The following is a 17,659-nucleotide window of genomic DNA, read 5'->3' as shown; positions in this document are numbered from 1 at the left end:
TTGACCTCCTGCTTCCTTAACTCTACTCATAGGTTGATATTAAATGGGTAGGCAAGCGAAATGTTCACGATCGAGTGGCGACCGGCCGCCGCACACGGCGATGACCTCGTGATCTCCGTCGCAGTGACGGCGCGAGAGAATGTCCGGCTGTTCGCGTCGAGGCAGCCGGCCTCGACGGTGTTCCGCATCCACGCCTCCGACGGCAGGCAGGTGACCGTGACCCGCCAAGCCGTCCTCGACTGGGCGACCGGAACCAACCTGCCGGTCGGGGACACCGAATGGCCGCTGGTTCCAATTAGTCGCGGCGATGGGGTCCACGCGATCGAAATGCTCGATGCGTTTCTTGCGTGGACGCGTTCGCGTGGGCTCATCGACGAGGCGACCTCCCGGCGCATCAGCGGTTTCGTCCAGATGGAGCTGGCAGGCGCAACTCGCGGTACGCCAGATTGATCGCGCCCTCTCGACGGGCGGCGATCACCCCCCGCCGCTCGAGCAGCCGCTCGCGCATGTTCGCCGCGATGGCCAGGCCATGCTCCCGTGCGCGCGCCTCAATCAGCAGCTCCATGTCCCAAACCTGCTGAAGGCGTTCGCGCTCGCCGGCTTCGGCACCCCGATTGAGCGGGACGGCGTCGGGCAGATCGATCTGCATGGCGCGCAGCCGAGCTTCGATTCCGGCCTTGTGCGAGGCGAAGCCTTCCGGGCTGAACCGGCGCAGGCGCCACGGTATGCCGGACAACTCCCCGTTCCTGCCACGCCTCGGCGTCTGCGCCGAGATCAGATCGGCGAAGGGCGGTTCCTTGAGCGTGCGCAACGGGATGCCGACCCCATCCGCAAGTGCCAGGCGCTCTGCAGCATCCTCGTACCGTAAGGGCGCCTCAGCCTGCTCGAGCACGATGCGAAGCAGCGCGAGCCGATACTCGCGCACCCGTGCGCGTACGCCTGGACCGCTCCCGAAATCGGGGGGGCGATGGCCAGCGGCGTCACCGCCCGCGTTCACGACAGCGTCCTTGCGGATGCTGCGTCGTCACCCATTCGGAGGTTGGGGGCCACGACCTCGTCGCGCATGGCGCGGTACTTCCTTATGAGATCCATCTCGCGGAGCGTCGCTCGGTGGCGCGCGATCACCTGTTCCTGTTCCTGAACCGACTTGACGCGACCGTGGCGAGCCCAGACGTCACGCAGCGATACGGCGGCGGCCATCGAGTCCTGTACCTCGTCGGCTTTGTCGGGATCGGGGGCGTTGCTCCGGCAACCGATGCACGAGAACCTCACCGGACATTCGCCGAGCGTGACGCATGTCCCGCCGACGACCGATGTCAGCGCACCGACGTTGTCGAACGCCGTAGCCTTCTCCGCGTCCTGGACCGAAAGGGCACGCGCCTGGTGTTCCTGAAGATCGATGCTCGTATGGAATTGGATCCACCACCGGTCCCGCATCTTCCGGGAGGCCTTGGCGTAGTAGCGTGTGATATCGAGCGACTTCTGGTTGAGCCAGGCCGCGATGATCTCCAGCGGAACGCCCGTCCCCGCCGCATACCCGGCGAAGCTGTGACGCAGATCGTACGCCTCGAGTTCGTGCCTCCCAATGAACAACACCTGCACGAGCGGGCTGAGGGTGTTCGGTCGAAGGGGACGATCGCCGGCGTTCGCGACGAACCTACCCGGGCCGCACTTCTCGCGCAGGGCGGGATCCGCAGCTGTGATCGGGATTGGCCCGCCACCGTGCCAGCGGTCGCCTGCGAACTTCGCCATCGCCCATATGGACATGGCGCATTCCCGCGTGACGACGAACGGGACGGACTCGGTGAAACCCTTCGGAACCGCAAGGAAGACGTAACGCTGTTCTTCGTTAGGCAGATTTTCGAGGCGGAAGAACCGGCCAGGATCCTGCACTATCTGGAAGAATTCGTGCGTACGCGCACCGGATGTCGTCATGACGTTCGTACCGGCGATGGCGACGAGCATTCCGTGGGTCAGCTCGGTGATCGGAAATGGCCGAAGGCCCAGCTCGACAAGCACCCTCCGGGCCCGTTTCGCCTGCGGTCCCGCATACCACGCGAGTCCCCGCGGCAGGCGGATCGCCAGGTCCCGACCTACCTTGTTCGTCTTGAGGAACCCGAGCTGTTTCCGGACCATTTCGGGCAGCAGCCCGCGTCCAGTGTAGAACGCCAAGGCGTCGACGGCCTGACTCAACCATGGATCGCGCGGCGTTGTACCATCCACCCCATCGCTACAATCGTAGGTGAGCCACCATTCCGTGTCGAAGACGCAGTCGTACTGGTCGCCCCCCGGAAGATGCCGGTGGTCGCGGCTGGAGGTGCCGCCGACTTCAACGAGCATCTCATTGATGCGGTTGGTATTGCGCAGGGTCCAATGGCGGCGCTGAAGCCCGGGCACCCGACGACCATCGTCGTCGAAGATCGGCGCGAGGTAGGAGAAGGTGATCTCGACCGGTCCGGACGTCTCCAACTTCGCGGCCTCGGTCATTGCCTGCGCACAGCATTTCTGGTCGTGGGAGAGCTCTGCGACCCTCGATCCCGCCAGGAACCTCGCCTCGGCCAGACCGTCGGAGATAGGTTCGACGCGATCCTTGCGCTTCCGTCGTCCATCGGCGATCTGCTTGCGAATTCCTTTGCCTATCGCCGCAGCGAACTCCCGGGGCATCCGCGGTAGTGGCAGCTGAAAGCCTCTCAGCAGTTCAGCGTCCGCGGGTTCGGCGGCACGGACCTCTCGATCGATGTCGACGTGAGCCTCGAGGAGGAAGTGGCCGACCTTGTGCCGACGCGAATCCGGATCGTTCGGAAAACGCGTCTTTTCAAGGCAGTACTCGATCGCGAAGCGATCGAGGCCGTCCAATGTAGATAGGTCGTCGTCGCCGACCGCGTTAGCGATCTGCTTCAGGACCAGCATCTTGTGATATGCGTGGCGCGACACGGGTTTGCGCAGGATGTTATCGAGCAGCAGCAACCCGAGCCCGAAGAGCTTTTCGTTCCGGCAGCCGATAAGCTGCGCCGCACACGCCGGCGGTACGTCCCTGATCTGTCCGAAACCGCGTTTGACCAGATAATCCCGTAGGGCCAGGGGGGCCTGTTCCAGGAGCGCTGCCGCGTCGGCGCCCGCCGCTGCGCGGGCGAAACGGTGACTGCCGCCGTGCTTGTTCTTGTGCTCCGTCACCAACCTCTGCGCCATGGCTCCGCCACACAGCAGTCGGGTAAAGTCGTGGTTCGTCGGGTCCGTGGGCATGTGACGTACCGCTGCGGCGATGGCGCTGGCGGGGGGGCGAACCTCTTGACCGGGCCGGCAGAGCGAGTGGATGCGTCGCAGGCGAAGGACGTCGTCGAGCGACGAATTCTCGTCCATGTACTGAGCCACGATTGCGTAGATGTCGGCCTTGCGCTCCAGGTCGAACAGAACCGCGCCATCCCCAGGATCGTTAGCGACCAGCTTGATGGCACCGGTGGCGAGCAGTTCGTCGAACTTCGGCGCCTTCAGCATCAACCGGGAGCGGTGGAACGACAGCAGGCGTGCACGTTCGGCATCGTCGAGGATGGCGTCGGATGCCAAGGCCTTGGCCTGCAGCATCCGCAACTTCGTACGCTTCCACCGCCGCTTGGCGCGGGGCGGCTCGGGCGCGGTATCGTTCTTCGACGCCATCGGGTTACCGTCCGCGGGCGCTTCAAACAATGGCGGAACGGACGTCACGGTGTCGTTGGTCGTGCGGGCGTCGGTCATTTGGCGGATCCCATCCAGCTGTCGAATGCGTCGTCGATTGGGTTTGGGTTGCAGAACTGCGGCAAGGCCGTCCGCCCAGGGGCGAGCACTGCGGTCTCGTCCGCCTGCATGACGTTGTGGAATGCTGCGGACAGAATGGCGTTTCGCCGTTGCCGGTGACGTTTCGAGTACAGGAACAGCATCGCCTCGCCGGTCGACCAGGCCATGTACTCGATGAGCTTCTGACAGGCGGCGGCCAGAAGGTCCGGCTCGTCCCAGTACTTCGCGTAGATCGTGTCCAGGTTCGAAGAGACGAACGCGTGACGCGGATCGTGACCGCGCAGACCGAGCGGCGCGAAGGTCGGCGAGAACTTGTGGTTGTAGAACCCGTCGCGGGTATAGTTGCCGCCGATGCGCGTCGGCACGATCGGCACCCTGAGATCGTCAAGGTGACCTGCCTCGTATTTTTCGCGGTAGTCATCGAACTTCAGACTGCGACCGTACCGCTTCATTTCCAGCGGCGAGATCCGGTGATCGTCGATGTAGGCGATACCGTCCGCGGCACAGCCCGGCGTCCAGCCAATCTCCTTGTGGATTTGACCGCGCGATCCCTTGTTGATGGCGTTGCACCGGACGCCGCCGAAGCTCGCCTCCATCCAGTCGAGTATCGTCAGCGCGACGATCTCACTCAACCGCGCCCCACTTTCGATCAAAGCGCGGAGGATCCAAAGATGTCCGGACGACCAGCCAGCGAGCAATGCCGTCTTGTAGGCTACATTCATCGGCGTGGTAACGAGGCGTCCGACGGACGGCCATTTGTCACCGGCCATGATGAAGTATCTCGGCATCTCGTAGAGGAGCTTGCGAAGCTCTTCTTGACTGCGATCGGTCCCGAGCGCCGCATGCTCGGCGAAGCGCACCGAGGGAGGGAGATGGTCCTGCAGGAACGGGTTGGCGTGAGGATAGATTTCGAGCGCCTGCTGTATGCTGATGCCTATCGCCATCCCGTACAGAATCCGCGCCACGGCCGTGGCGCCCTGCTTCCCTGGATCGACGTAGAACGCGCTGTGGTTATGTGCTGGGGATAAGGAGCATCCGAGGTCCTCCTCGAGCATCTTGGCAATGAGCACCCGCGCCTGGTCGACCGAGCCCTCGATCGCCAGCGCCCCCTGCCGCTTCAGTTTCTGGACTATCGGTGACGAGTAGAAGAGCCGCTGCCCCCGCTCGTAGCTGACGCACGTGCTCGCAGCCTTGTACCGGCTCATGTACGAATGGGTGACGCTCAGCTCGAGCTCACCATACCCTGGAACCTCGCCGACACCCCTTCCCCGGACGCAACGCGGAAACACGAGATCTCCGGTTTCGAACACCTCGAACAGGTCATCGAACGGTACCCCGCCCGGTCGTCCAGCGCCGGGCGAGGGTTCGCGTACCTTGGGCGCCAACGGTCGCGAGAAGTCGATGGCCGGCACATTGCCGTATCGACCGCCTGTAACCGCGGAACCGATCGAGAGGCCAGCCCTCGTGTCAACGTCCACTCTGCCTCTCCTCGATTGGCACTGGGTCAGGGAAAAAGCGCGAAACCCGGATGCGAATGTATCTCTAATGGTTTACACAACTCGTGATAGGTAAAACAAAACCGCCGGAGCGGTACGCACTTTTCCATTACACTTACATCCCAACTAAGGAGGCGTTGCCGGGGCGTCAAGGTCACTATTCAATTACAGGTACATAAACCGTTGAAGCGTCGGAGATCGGCGTCTAGCTAGAGGAGTGGAAAAAATGACCAGAGAGTTGGAAGAGCGTCTGCAGGCGCTCCCGGAGCGGTGGCGTGACGTCACGCGGACCCGGACCTACGCGGTGATGGACTATGTCAGTGCCGGAGAGGACGGTGCCATTCTCGTCGACGTCCTTTGCCGCCGGACGGGCCTGACCAGATCCGCGTTCTATGCGCTGGTACGTCGATGGCATAAGTCCAAACAGGACCCCGCTGCGCTGGCCCCTTGGGCCAGACGAATCGACGGCACGACCCGGATCAGCAAGGAGGTTGTGGAATACATCGATGGTCAGGTCAAACCACTGATCGACCAGGATCCGGATCGGCCTACCGAGCCCGTGGCCGTTGGAGTGTTGGCCAGTTGGCCGGCCCATCTCCGCAGGCCCGGCATCAGCTATGTCCGCCGTCGCGTCGGCCTGGCACGGAGCGAGCACCAAAAAAAAACGCCTAGAGTTACCCTGAAGGCCGGTGATGACGCTGACGATCCACCTCGGCCCAGACCGGAGCCAAGGTGGCCGCTCGACGTGATTCTGATAGACCACATCGCCATCGAGGCCGTAGTCTGGCTCGACGGGGAGCCAACGTTGCCGATCGCCACCATCGCGTTCGATCTCTTCAGCTGTCAACCGGTGGCCATTTCGGTCGGGCTCGACGTTCCGGGTCCAGCCACCGTCTCCGGAGTATTGGCGGAGTTGGCATCCAGAGCTGCCCCCCGCGGAGCCCCGGCGCCATCCACGGTTATCATGTCGACGGTCTTCGCGCAGGGATGGCCCAAGCTCATTGCAAGGCTTGGTGAAACGGGTGCCGTGGTGATCCCGGAGCGGTCGCGAAAGCTCAAGTTCGGGCCGGACGCCAATCGGCTACTCGGCGGTTGGCTCTGTGGCTACAAGCTCGCGCCGAGGTTGGGCCACCGACCCGTGGACGAACGCGCTTCGCCACGAGCGCTGTCAAAGATGCCACATCGCGATCTCGCCGATCTCAGCGGACAGCTCCGGGGGGAGTCGATCCTTCGCCTGATGATTCTGATCGACGAGGCCAACTGGCCGCCCGCCGCCGCTGCTCACCCATCGTACGCGTGGGAGGTAATGGCCGCGCTCGCTGCAAACTATATCAAACGGGTGCCGAGAGCCGACTGATAACCTGCACTGGGCTGCAACGTACGGAAAGTTTTAGTGCTGCTACTTCTGCACTGAAATCCGGAGCGCCGCGGGGTTGTGCGCCAGTTCAGCAACATTTTGAGAGGGTAGAGAGGCGGCACCGAGATCAAGCGCGTAATGCTCGATCCGAAGACGGTTATTCGGTGAGAAATTTAGTAACGTATCGCGTTAACGACGAAGCGGCACGACGTTCGAGCCATTCGACCAGCGTGTCACAAAGTGCTGACGATCACGGAAACTCGGGGTTTGGAAGGCGTCAGCCAGGCTGTCATCACGGCAGAGGACTTCGATCAGCCACAGCAACGTCTCCGCAGACACCGCACCGTACGCTTCGAACTCTTCGATCTGATGATGGAAAAGTCCAGCCGCGTCCGCGACGTCGGCAACCAAAAGCCCGTAGCGGAAACGCAGGGCGGCTAGCCGTTGCCCCAGCACACGGGCGTCGGGGACCCGGAACGGCCCCTCATGGTCGTCGCGCGGGCGACGACCGAACGCCGTCCACTCCAGGTCATCCATCATGCCACGAGGCCAACGGTCGGTGCGACGTTGTAGGCGGCCGAGCCACCGACAAGAACGCGGCAGCCATCGAGCACCGGGTGCTCGGCCAAGTATCCGACGTCCCTGAACAAGGCGGGATCCGTACGGATCACGCCGGCGAGCGCCAGCCACGCGCCGCCGAAGAAGCGGGCGTCCGATCGCCGCACGGCCTCGCCCGCCGCGAACAACAGGAAGGTGGCAGCGACGTCCGCCGTGCATCGTCGGCGGACCGAAGCAGGAGTCCCGGTCGCCTTTCCGCGCGCAAGCCGCATGTCGATACCGATCGCCGCCGCTCTGTCGGCCAAGGACGACCAGCCCTTGCCCGGCCTCGCCCCGCCGCGGCGCATCACGTCAAAATGGCGCTCGAACGACGCGTCGCCCCAGGCGGCCAGCGTCGGGACGGCGAAACACCATGCGGCGGCAGCGCGCTGCAACAGCATCGGAATGTCCCAGGATCGTCCGTTGAACGTGATCAACATGTCTCCAGCAGCCGGACTAGGGAGGGCGCGATCAATACCGAAGATCATCTCCTGCTCACGGCCGTCAAGCCCAAAGCGCTCGAAGCGAAGGTTCGATGGAGCGCCACCTCCCGAGACATCGAAGGACAACACGACAGCCGCCTTCAGCCTGTGCAGGGCGGAAAGATCCATTTCTGTCCTGGCCCGGGGCGCCGCGTTCAGCATGGCTTCAACATTAGGGCCGGTTTCGATGTCGAGCACGGCGTACCGCATATCAGGCGTCCGTCTTCATGTCGGCAAGCGCAGCGCGGTGACGTGACACCGTGCGCTCCGCCATCATCAGGACGAGCTCCATCGGGTCCGGGCGGAGCACGAAGCGGATCTGTGTATCGCCTTCGGCGAACTCGGCCTCCTCGATCGGCGTCGCGCCACCACGCCTCGCGTGGGGTGCACGGAGCCAACTTCCGACGAGCTCGTCATCGCCCACCAGCAAGAGCGCCTCCCCCAGAGCGGAAGCCACCGAACCGATCCTGATCGCCCCCTGCTCGCGATCCGGAACCACCCTGGCCGGCTCGTCCGACATGCGCAGCAGCCTGCGGATGTCACCCTGCGTGAGGCGAAGCCGACCGATCAGGTCGGCGAGCATGTCACCCGAGGGCACCGCAAGCGTTGCACCCGCATGAAAGGAGGGACGAAGGACGGAACCAGTATCGATGTCGGTGTGCGGCATAACAACCTCCACTCGAATTAAACTCAACCTATAGGTAGATTAGTTGCGTCAGTTTGTCAAGTTGCGTCCGCTTCAGCCCTTTCCACCCACGAAACAGGAGTTCATTCGCAGCCGCTGCGCGGCACGTTCCACGCCGCCCGATCCGCTTTACGAAGGCCGACGCGAAAGCCACCCGCCTGGGAGCGACGCGCGTCGACACGAAGAGCTCGAGCGTCTACAATCCGCACATGGTTGAGGTAGCGAACCCGGACGAAATGGCGTTGAAGCGGGCGATGGGCAGAGCCATCGCCCACGCGCGCGTGGCTGCGGGTTTCACCTCGCAAGCAGCGTTCTCGCGCGCGATCGACGTCCGTTTCCAGTACATGAGCCGGGTCGAGAAGGGCGAGGAGAACCTGACGCTCGAAACTCTCGCCAAGATGACTGGCGTACTGGGCGTCTCGATGCCCGACTTTCTCAACTCGGTCGCGAAGGAGCTGAGCAATCCCAGCGACCCACCGAAGACACGCCGCGGGCGACCGCCAGCCGCGTGAATGCCGTCGCACGGGCCGGGAGCGATCCCGACCCGTGTCGACTTGAGAGTTCCTCGACGTGTGTGGCTTCCGCTCTCGTCGCACTTCGCTATCGTGCGTTCATGATCATCGAGCAGCAAATCGCGCGAAACGACGCGCTTCATGAGCGACGCGACACTATCCAGCTAAATCCTAGCTGGCAGCGCGGAGCCGCTTGGAAATCCCCCCGCCAGGTTCTGCTGGTGGATTCCGTCCTCCGCGGCATGGACATCCCCAAGGTCTATCTTCGTCGAATGCCGCCGGGCGGCGTATTCGAGCACGAAGCCGTGGACGGTCAGCAGCGCCTGCGGGCCCTGTGGCTTTTCCGGAACGACGAACTCGTTCTCGATCACCCAGAGAGGCTGTTGCCGATCAACGGCGAAACCGTCGACGGCCTGACCTATTCGGAACTTTCCGATACCTTGAAGGAGCGCTTCGATGCGTTTCCCGTGAGCGTTGCGGATATCGTCGAGGGGACGGCCGACGAGGTCACCAACCTGTTCGCCCGCCTGCAGATGGGTGTGGCGCTAAACCCCGCCGAACTGCGCAACGCGATGCTCAAACCGATGCGGCACATAATCGACGGCGTCGCGACGTCGCATGAATTCTTCCTAAACTGCCGCATCGCGGACAATCGCTATCGCCGACAGGATTTCGTGACGCATCTGTTCGCTCTTGCCGCCTACCGCGGGGAAAGGGACATCAAGGCGCCCGATCTGAAGCGCATGGTCGCAGACTTCGGTCCGGACCATATGGACCGGATCCTCGAGTGCGCCGCCGAAGTTGGAGACGCGCTGAACATTCTCGAGCAGGTCAACGAACTTTCAAGATTTCGTATCGTCCAGAAATGGATCTTCGTGGATCTCGGCTGGCTTGTCATGCAGCGCCTCGCGGCGGGGGCGAGCGTCGATGCGGCAAGACTCGCCGCTGCCTATCATGGGTTCGAGGCAAGGCGCGCGCTGCACAATCGCGCGCCGGACGTCCTGATCCAGGACGGACGCGCGAACCCCGTCCTCGATCGTCATCTGTACAACTACATCCAAGCGTTCCGAATTCAGGCCGGCCGTCGTGACAGCGTGGCGGCTCGTGCCGCGGCGCTTCGAGCCTTCTGCCCCGACATCGACGCAAGGAGCGAATGATGGCTTTCGACACAAAGCGGATACCCGACGATCTCGTGCGCGCCTACCGCGATCGCCGTTGTGCAATCCTCGTCGGCGCCGGAGCGTCAGCCGGCGCAAAGCTGCCGCTGTGGGACGGACTGCTCGAACAGATGGTGGACGCCGGCGTGAAGCACCGGGTCATCACGCCCGAGAAGGAAGCCGAGTACCGCGCCCTGATCAAGGACCCCGGGCAGTGGTTGATGGTGGCGGGCGGACTGAAGGACGATCTGCGGGTCTACTTCAGCGACTTCATCGAAACCGCATTCATCAAGTCGAAGCCGAAGCCGACCGATCTGCACAAGGCCCTGGTCGCGCTCGACCGCCTGCAGTTCGTCGTCACCACCAACTACGATACCCTGATCGAGCGCACGTTTCGCGCGGGCGGCGACGAGGACGTCTCCGTCCTGACGTTCAAAAACGCCGGTGAACTCCAGCGTCGTCTCGGACAGCGCGAGTTCTTCATTCTGAAAGCACATGGCGACGCCGCCAAAGTCGGCGACGGTATCGTCCTCACGGAGACCGACTACCGCGAACTGCTCTACCGCCAACGCGCCTATCAGAGCCTCCTCCAGGCGATCTTCACGATGTTCACGGTCGTGTTCGTAGGAGCCTCGATGAACGATCCGGAGATCAAGCTGCTGCTAGGCTTCATCGCCGATGCCTTTACGCCAGGCAGTGGCCCCAACCACTTCGCGCTGATGGTCGACGAGGAGATCACGACCGTGCAGGAGGAACGGTGGTTCAAGGACTTCAATGTCCAGATCATTCCGGTGAGCAAAGCCAACAACTACGAGGATCTGACGGCCTTCCTCGTCGCGCTGCACGAGGTCGCGGACGTCGCCTGAGCCAGTCACTTCGCCAACGCCGTCGCCGCCATCATGTCCGGCGTACAGGGGCATGGTCCGTGATCGCCCCCGGACGCCGCAGGGTTCGCCCATCGACCTACAGCGGGGAACGTGGGCAGCACTCCAGCGACATCATTAGGGCGGCGTCGCGGCTATCGGACGGCATACACATCCCTCAACACCATCGGAGAACGACCGATCGCAGCACCCTGTCACGGTCGCACTCTCGACAAGCGCCCCGCCAACGTCGCAATAGGAGCGGTGCAGATGCCCATCTATCTCGACGGACTGTCCACCACGCCGCTCGCACCCGAGGCACGCGACGCGATGCTCGACGCCTGGTCGCGGCCAGGAAACCCGGGTTCGCCCCACGCGGCGGGTGAGCGGGCCGCGGTGACCGTCGAGGAGGGACGCGCCCGCGTCGCCGAACTCATCGGCGCGTCCCCCGCCGAGGTGTTCTTCACGTCAGGGGCGACGGAAGCGGACAACATCGCCATCACCGGCGTCGCGTTGGCCGCCCTCGCCGGCTGCAGTGCGCGCCGCCGCGTCATCGTGTCCGCAGTCGAGCACAAGGCGGTGCTCGCGCCCGCCCTCCGGTTGCGCGACCTGGGCTTCGTCGTGGACATCGCGCCGGTCTATGCGAACGGCGTCGTCGATCTGGACGCGCTGGCGTCTCTCATCCGCGACGACACGCTTCTCGTGTCGGTCATGGCGGCGAACAACGAGACGGGGGTGCGCCAGCCGGTCGCAGCCGTCGCGGCCCTCGCCCATGAACGCGGCGCGCTCTTCCACTGCGATGCCGCGCAGGCGGTCGGCAAGGTGGCGATCGACGTGTTCGACATGGACGTCGACTATCTCAGCGCGTCGTCGCACAAGATGTACGGCCCCGCCGGCGTGGGCGCGCTCTACGTGTCGGCGACCGCGCCCCGCCCCGCCCCGCTCGTGCTGGGCGGTGATCAGGAGCGGGGTCTGCGCGCAGGGACCGAGCCGACCTCACTGGTCGCGGGTTTCGGCGCCGCGGCGGCCGTGGCCGGCATGCGGCTCGATCGGGACGGCAAGCACGCGGACGCCCTTCTCGACATGTTCTTTCTCGAACTCTCGCGAAGCGACGTGCGGTTCGCGGTGAATGGTGACGGCACGAAAAGGATCCCCGGAGCAGCAAGTCTGGCGATCGTCGGCACGGACGCACAGTCCATAGCTCAATCCCTGTCGACCGAAGTGATGCTCTCCACTGGGTCGGCCTGCACGTCCGGGCAGATCGATACTTCACATGTTCTTGCCGCCATGGGCCTCGACGACCGACGGCGTCGGTCGACCATGCGAGTCCACTTCAACCGATACTCGACCGAGAACGAGGCCGTCGATGCCGCCCGGCTGTTGGCCAAACGCGTCGAGCTTCACTCGTAGGGCGCTGGACGACTTGTCCAGCGGGGTGCGTTCCGCTATCGTTCCAGCATGAGAAACGCTCTTCAAGACCAAGCCACCAAGGTGCAGTTCGCCGGGCACGAGACCTTCCCGCTGCGTCTGCTATGGCCGAAGAAGGCGTTCGAGGCCGTCCGTGGCGGCGCATCGTTGAGAACATTCCAAGAACACGAGGCGATTGCACGATTCGGCGTCGGCCGCAACATGGCAGTCTCGATGCGCCATTGGAACATGGCGAGCGGTTTAATCGAGGAACGAGCCGGTCAGCTCTGGCCCACCGCGCTCGCCTCCGCGATCCTTGACGATGATGGGCTCGACCCGTTCGTCGAGCATCCGGCCACGATATGGCTCACCCATTGGCACATCGCATCCACGCCCGAGATGACGACCACGGCCTTCTTCGCGTTCAACGCTCTGCCCGGCGTCGACTTCGACAGCGAAAGTCTGGCCAGCGAACTGCTGCGGCTGGTGGAGGAACGGGGATGGCGCGCCACCCGCGTGACGATCAAGCGTGACGTCGAGGTTTTCCTGCGCAGCTACGTCCGCCGCACGGGCGCGCTGACGGAGGACGCGGCCGAGCCGCTGCTCGCCGAACTCGGCCTCGTTCGCGAAGCCCGCATTGGCGGATGGTTCGAGTTCGTGCGCGGGCCGAAGCCGACCCTGCCGGACGGCGTGTTCGCCTTCGCCCTCGATCGGTTCTGGCAGAGGACCGGGGGGGACTCCACGACGCTCACCGCCGAGCAGGTCACGTACGAACCCGGCTCGCCCGGACGGGTCTTCAAGCTCGACGAGGACAGCGTCGTGACGCGACTGATGGCGCTCGACGCGATCACCGACGGATCCTGGACGTGGACGGACACCGCGGGCCTTCGTCAGGTCCATCGCCGTCACGAACCCGACTGGCTCGATCTGCTGACCCGTTCCTACGGCCGCATGGCGGAAGCGGCATGAAGACCCTTTCGGACATCGTCACCATCGAGCGGCGTTTCGCGCGGTCGGCGCGCATAGACCGCGATCTCGCCGGCACGCCGCCGCTCGTCGGCTACGTCCTGCAGGCGAGCGTGGCCAAGTCGCTGACGGCCATGGCGTGCAGTCAGATCGAAAGCGGGCAAGGCGCCTTCACCTGGACGGGCCCCTATGGCGGCGGCAAGTCCTGCGCCGCGCTGCTGCTCGCCAACCTGATCGCCGGGAAGGGCGACAATCGGGACGTCGCGCGCGACATCGCGGGCGACGAGGTCGCCGGCCTCTTCGACGAGGCGTTCCCGACGCGCCTGGGACGTTGGGACGTGCTCGCCGTCACCGGCAGCCGCATCAGCCTGCGCGAGGCGATCGCCGCCGCCGCGCAGGCGTCGCTCGACTGGAGCGATGACCGCACGAGCGAGGCGATGGTGTCGGATCAGGCACTCATCGACGCGATCATGGCGCCGAGGGGCCGCGGCAGGCGCGCCGGCGGCACGTTGATCATCCTCGACGAGCTCGGCAAGATGCTCGAGTTCGCGGCGCTCTACGGCGGCGATGTCCACCTTCTCCAAGATCTGGCCGAGGCCGCCGCCCGCAGCGATGGCCGACTTGTCGTCCTCGGCATCCTCCATCAATCCTTCGAGCAGTACGCGGCCCGTGCGGACCGCGACGCCCGGCGGGAATGGGCCAAGGTCCAGGGCAGGTTCCAGGATCTTCCGTTCCTCGCCGGCCCCGACGAGACGGTCACGCTCCTCGGCCGCGCGATCGGATGCGCCAAGCGTCCGGCGGCGGCAGGCGCGGCGGCGAAGGCGGTCGCGGCCGAGGTCGGGGGACGTCGCCCCGTCGATGCCAAGGCGCTCGCCTCCGCCCTCGCCGCGACCTGGCCGCTCAATCCCATCACCGCTCTGCTTCTCGGGCCCGTCTCACGCCAGCGCTTCGCCCAGAACGAACGCAGCGTCTTCGGCTTCCTCAGTTCGTCCGAGCCGGCAGGTTTCCAGGAGCATCTGACGGGCACGCCCGCCGCGGGCGGGCGCACCTACGATCCGGACCGTCTCTGGGACTATCTGGCGACCAACTTCGGGATGGCCCTCGCCGGCGGTCAGGACGGCGGCCGCTTCAGCCTCGCGTTCGAGGCGATCGAACGCGCAGGCGCCAAGGGCGGTCCGCTCCACGTCTCGCTCACCAAGGCGGCGGCCATCATCGAGTTCTTCCGCAACGGTTCGGGCGTCGCGGTCTCGGACGAGTTCCTCGCGCTCGCGGTTCCGTCGTCCGATCGTGAGGCCGTCGACGCGGCCATCCGGGACCTGCTGTCCTGGGCCATCCTGATGCCGCAGCCGCGCCTCGGCGGCTACGCGCTATTCGCCGGCAGCGACTTCGATCTCGACGAGGCGATCGGCCTCGTATCGTCGCAACCCTCGTCGTCCGAACTCAACGCCATCCCCGCACGCGTCGGCCTTCCCGCGGTCGCCGCCAAGCGGCACTATCTGCGCACCGGCACGCTGCGCACGTTCGACATCGTCCTGGACATCGCCGTGCGAGCGGAGAAACCGCAGGATGCGGCGAAGCGCCTTTCCCAGGTCGAACGGCGCGGCAGCGGCATGCTGGTTCTCGTCGTCAACGACGGGGCCTTCGACCGGCCGGAGATCGACGTCCGCTGCAAGCTCATGGCCGACGCGTTCCGCAAGGCCGGCGCCATCGTGGCCGTCGGCGCGGCGCCCTCGCGGCACGATCTTCTCGCGCCGGCGTCCGAGCTGCTCGCGCTGGAGCGGGTGATGCGCGACAATCTGCGGCTCGAGGGCGACCGGATCGCGCGTCGCGAGACGGGCGCCCGCCACGCCTCGACGACCGAGAACCTGCTGCGTCGTCTCGATGCCGCCCTGAACGAGGCCACGTGGCGGCTCTCGATGGAAGACGACGACGCCGTGCGGCAGCCGTTGCCGGTGCTCGCGAGCACGCTCGCCGACAAGGCGTTCAGCGAGGCGCCCATCCTGCACAGCGAGCTCCTCCAGCGGAACAGGCCATCGTCGAGCGCCATGGCCGCCGTGCGCAACCTCATGCACGCCATGGTCGACCGACCGGAGAAGGCCGATCTCGGCTTCACCGGCTATCCGGCCGAGATGGGTCTGTACATGACGGTGCTGCGGCCGTTCGGGCTGCACCGCGAAGTCGACGGCTCGATCGACTTCCGCCCGCCGCTTTCCGACGGCCCCGGCGCGACGCTGACCGCGGCATGGTCAGTCATCGAGGATACGACGGACGTGACGCTCGATCAGGTCTACGCCACCTGGTCCGCCGCGCCGTTCGGCATGAAGGCGGGAGTGATGCCGCTGCTCGCGATGGCGAACCTCATGTCCAGGCGCGACCGTGTCGCGGTCTATGTCGACGGCGTCTTCCAGACCGACTTCGACGACGTGCTCGCGGACAAGATGCTGCAGCGGCCGGAGGCGATCCGGCTCCGCCGGATCGACCGGTCGGTGCAGGAGGCCGCATATCTCGGCGGACTCGCCAACGCATTCGAACTAGCGCCCGACGCGCCGGCGTTGTCCGTCGCCCAGACGCTGTATCGACGCTTCGAGGACCTGACCGCATACGCCCAACGCACCAAGTCCATCCCGGCCGAATGCGTCGCGGTCCGCGACGCCGTCCTGCGGGCGAACGATCCGGAGGAGGTTCTCTTCGAACGCATTCCCGAAGCCCTCGGCGGCCGTCTCTCGGCCGAAGCGGTGCTCGACGCGCTCACCAGTTCGGAAAGCGTTTACGGCGAGCTGCTCGGTAGCCTCCGACTGGCGTTGGCCCGCGGCCTCGGCGTCGAAGCCGACACGTTCAGCGGGCTTGCGGAGCGTGCGGAGAATCTTCGCGACCTGACGAACGACTTCGCCTTCGAGGCCTTCGCGATGCGTGCCGGCGCGTTCGGGGCCGGCGAAGGCGACATCGAGGGCCTCGCCAGTCTGCTGCTGCACCGGCCGCCGCATTCGTGGTCGGACCGTGACGCGGACCAGGCCCTGCTCGAACTAGGCAAGCTCTGCAGACGCTTTCGCGAGACCGAGGCGCTCGCGATCGTCAGGGACCGCACACCGACGGCCGAAGCCATGGCGCTCATCGTCGGTCTCGACGCCGCCGTGCTCCCGGTCGTCCGGAGCTTCATCCTGACCGAGGCCGAGAAGTCGCAGGCGACGTCTCTCGCGGATCAGATCATTGCCACGCTCAACTCGGGCGATCGGCTCGCGAGCGTCCAGCTGGCGGCACTCGCCCGGGCGATCGCGGGCGTCGCACTCGAGGACGGCTCGATCCAGAAACAGGCGCAGGCGGCATGAAGACCAGGGAACGGCACATTCTAGGCGTATCGGGCGGTCGCGACAGCGCCGCGCTCGCCGTGCACATGCGGCAGACCAGGCCCGACCTGAGGCTCGAGTACTTCTTCACGGACACGGGCAAGGAGCTTCCCGAAGTCTACTCGTTCCTCGACCGGCTCGAAGGCTTCCTCGGACAGCCGATCGCCCGGTTGAACCCGGACCGCGACTTCGACTTCTGGATGGCGGAGTACGGCAACTTCCTGCCCTCGCCGCGCACCCGGTGGTGCACGCGTCAGCTCAAGCTGCGTCCGCTCGAGCACTGGCTCCGGGACGATCTGAACGCCGGCGTCACCGTGCATTCCTACGTCGCCATCCGCGCGGACGAACCATCGCGCGAAGGCTACCAATCGACCCAGTCCAACATGCTGGTCCACCTTCCGCTCCGCGACGCTGGGATCGACCGCAAGGGCGTGATCGACATATTGCGCAATGCCGATGTCGGCGAACCCGAATACTATGACTGGCGGTCACGATCGGGCTGCACCTTCTGCTTCTTCCAGCAGAAGATCGAATGGGTTCGGTTGGCCGAACGCCATCCCGACCGCTTCGAAGAGGCGGTTAACTACGAGAAAACCGCGATGAACGGCGGTTCACCCTTCACATGGAGCCAGGGCGAAAGCCTTATCGCGTTGACGCAGCCTGAACGAGTCGCGCAGATCAAGGCCGACTACGAGAAGCGGCTCGATCGCCTGCGTAAACGCCGTCCCGTGAACCCGCTATCGGGCAGGGCCCTGGAAACCATCGACGACGTGTACGGCATCGAAGAGGCGAGCGGTGGCTGCGTGACCTGCCACAAGTGAGCGCGACGTCGACCACACCGGCGTCCCTTGGTTGCGGGGTACGGTCGACGTCGAACGGCAGCTTCAGCCCGCAAAGCCGGGCAGCGAGATCGGATCCAGTTCCAAGTGTCTGCCGGCAGCTGATCACCGCGGACCGCACGGTTTCGACGAGCGTACGGTTATCCTCGTCGATCATGGGGCGCTGGCTTGCGATGCACGTCT

At 65.0% G+C, this 17,659-nt stretch carries 15 protein-coding genes; 9 read left to right on the top strand and 6 right to left on the bottom strand.

What is annotated here, in order from left to right; translation table 11 throughout:
* The first annotated feature begins 60 nt into the window (after window positions 1-60).
* A complete protein-coding gene (locus tag AC59GX_RS04085) occupies window positions 61-450 on the top strand; it encodes a hypothetical protein (protein ID WP_497300957.1) in 390 nt (129 codons plus the stop codon).
* Here the strand turns inward: AC59GX_RS04085 and AC59GX_RS04080 are convergent.
* From AC59GX_RS04080 to AC59GX_RS04070, 3 genes are read right to left on the bottom strand one after another with little or no spacing between them, the layout of a single operon-like run.
* On the bottom strand, window positions 395-997 hold the full coding sequence (locus AC59GX_RS04080) for a hypothetical protein (protein WP_497300956.1): 603 nt from the start codon (window positions 995-997) through the stop codon (window positions 395-397). The genes AC59GX_RS04085 and AC59GX_RS04080 overlap by 56 nt on opposite strands.
* Window positions 994-3,732, bottom strand: coding sequence for a hypothetical protein (locus AC59GX_RS04075; RefSeq protein WP_497300954.1), 2,739 nt, complete (start codon window positions 3,730-3,732; stop codon window positions 994-996). Before AC59GX_RS04075 ends, AC59GX_RS04080 begins: the two co-directional genes overlap by 4 nt.
* A complete protein-coding gene (locus tag AC59GX_RS04070) occupies window positions 3,729-4,841 on the bottom strand; it encodes a hypothetical protein (protein ID WP_497300952.1) in 1,113 nt (370 codons plus the stop codon). Before AC59GX_RS04070 ends, AC59GX_RS04075 begins: the two co-directional genes overlap by 4 nt.
* Before the next feature lie 652 nt (window positions 4,842-5,493).
* Here AC59GX_RS04070 and AC59GX_RS04065 point away from each other — a divergent pair.
* Window positions 5,494-6,624: a hypothetical protein gene (locus tag AC59GX_RS04065; protein ID WP_497300950.1), complete on the top strand. Its 1,131-nt coding sequence runs from the start codon at window positions 5,494-5,496 to the stop codon at window positions 6,622-6,624.
* A gap of 189 nt (window positions 6,625-6,813) precedes the next feature.
* Here the strand turns inward: AC59GX_RS04065 and AC59GX_RS04060 are convergent, their stop codons facing one another.
* Genes AC59GX_RS04060 through AC59GX_RS04050 form a run of 3 tightly spaced genes read right to left on the bottom strand, consistent with a single transcriptional unit; the run spans window position 6,814 to window position 8,370 of the window.
* A complete protein-coding gene (locus tag AC59GX_RS04060; protein WP_497300948.1) occupies window positions 6,814-7,164 on the bottom strand; it encodes a helix-turn-helix domain-containing protein in 351 nt (116 codons plus the stop codon).
* Window positions 7,161-7,901 (bottom strand): hypothetical protein, encoded by a 741-nt coding sequence (locus AC59GX_RS04055; protein ID WP_497300947.1) that lies wholly within the window; start codon window positions 7,899-7,901, stop codon window positions 7,161-7,163. The genes AC59GX_RS04060 and AC59GX_RS04055 overlap by 4 nt, the downstream gene beginning before the upstream one ends.
* A gap of 13 nt (window positions 7,902-7,914) precedes the next feature.
* On the bottom strand, window positions 7,915-8,370 hold the full coding sequence (locus AC59GX_RS04050; protein ID WP_497300946.1) for a hypothetical protein: 456 nt from the start codon (window positions 8,368-8,370) through the stop codon (window positions 7,915-7,917).
* 227 nt (window positions 8,371-8,597) lie between these two features.
* Here AC59GX_RS04050 and AC59GX_RS04045 point away from each other — a divergent pair, with 227 nt between their 5' ends.
* From AC59GX_RS04045 to AC59GX_RS04015, 7 genes are all read left to right on the top strand, one after another.
* Window positions 8,598-8,900, top strand: a complete 303-nt coding sequence (locus tag AC59GX_RS04045; protein ID WP_133032421.1) for a helix-turn-helix domain-containing protein — start codon at window positions 8,598-8,600, stop codon at window positions 8,898-8,900.
* A gap of 101 nt (window positions 8,901-9,001) precedes the next feature.
* Window positions 9,002-10,057 carry a DUF262 domain-containing protein gene (locus tag AC59GX_RS04040; protein WP_133032422.1) on the top strand — a complete coding sequence of 352 codons (1,056 nt, stop codon included), beginning with the start codon at window positions 9,002-9,004 and terminating at the stop codon, window positions 10,055-10,057.
* Window positions 10,057-10,923: an SIR2 family NAD-dependent protein deacylase gene (locus AC59GX_RS04035; RefSeq protein ID WP_497300944.1), complete on the top strand. Its 867-nt coding sequence runs from the start codon at window positions 10,057-10,059 to the stop codon at window positions 10,921-10,923. The genes AC59GX_RS04040 and AC59GX_RS04035 overlap by 1 nt, the downstream gene beginning before the upstream one ends.
* Before the next feature lie 267 nt (window positions 10,924-11,190).
* Window positions 11,191-12,330 carry a cysteine desulfurase family protein gene (locus AC59GX_RS04030; protein ID WP_497300942.1) on the top strand — a complete coding sequence of 380 codons (1,140 nt, stop codon included), beginning with the start codon at window positions 11,191-11,193 and terminating at the stop codon, window positions 12,328-12,330.
* Between the two features lie 48 nt (window positions 12,331-12,378).
* Window positions 12,379-13,296: a DUF4007 family protein gene (locus AC59GX_RS04025; protein WP_497300940.1), complete on the top strand. Its 918-nt coding sequence runs from the start codon at window positions 12,379-12,381 to the stop codon at window positions 13,294-13,296.
* Window positions 13,293-16,619 carry a hypothetical protein gene (locus AC59GX_RS04020; RefSeq protein ID WP_497300939.1) on the top strand — a complete coding sequence of 1,109 codons (3,327 nt, stop codon included), beginning with the start codon at window positions 13,293-13,295 and terminating at the stop codon, window positions 16,617-16,619. Before AC59GX_RS04025 ends, AC59GX_RS04020 begins: the two co-directional genes overlap by 4 nt.
* Window positions 16,616-17,458: a phosphoadenosine phosphosulfate reductase family protein gene (locus tag AC59GX_RS04015; protein ID WP_497300938.1), complete on the top strand. Its 843-nt coding sequence runs from the start codon at window positions 16,616-16,618 to the stop codon at window positions 17,456-17,458. Before AC59GX_RS04020 ends, AC59GX_RS04015 begins: the two co-directional genes overlap by 4 nt.
* Window positions 17,459-17,659 lie beyond the last annotated feature (201 nt).

This window comes from Sphingomonas sp. 320_CC, from assembly GCF_059691795.1.
This window is presented reverse-complemented; position numbering and strand designations above follow the sequence as displayed.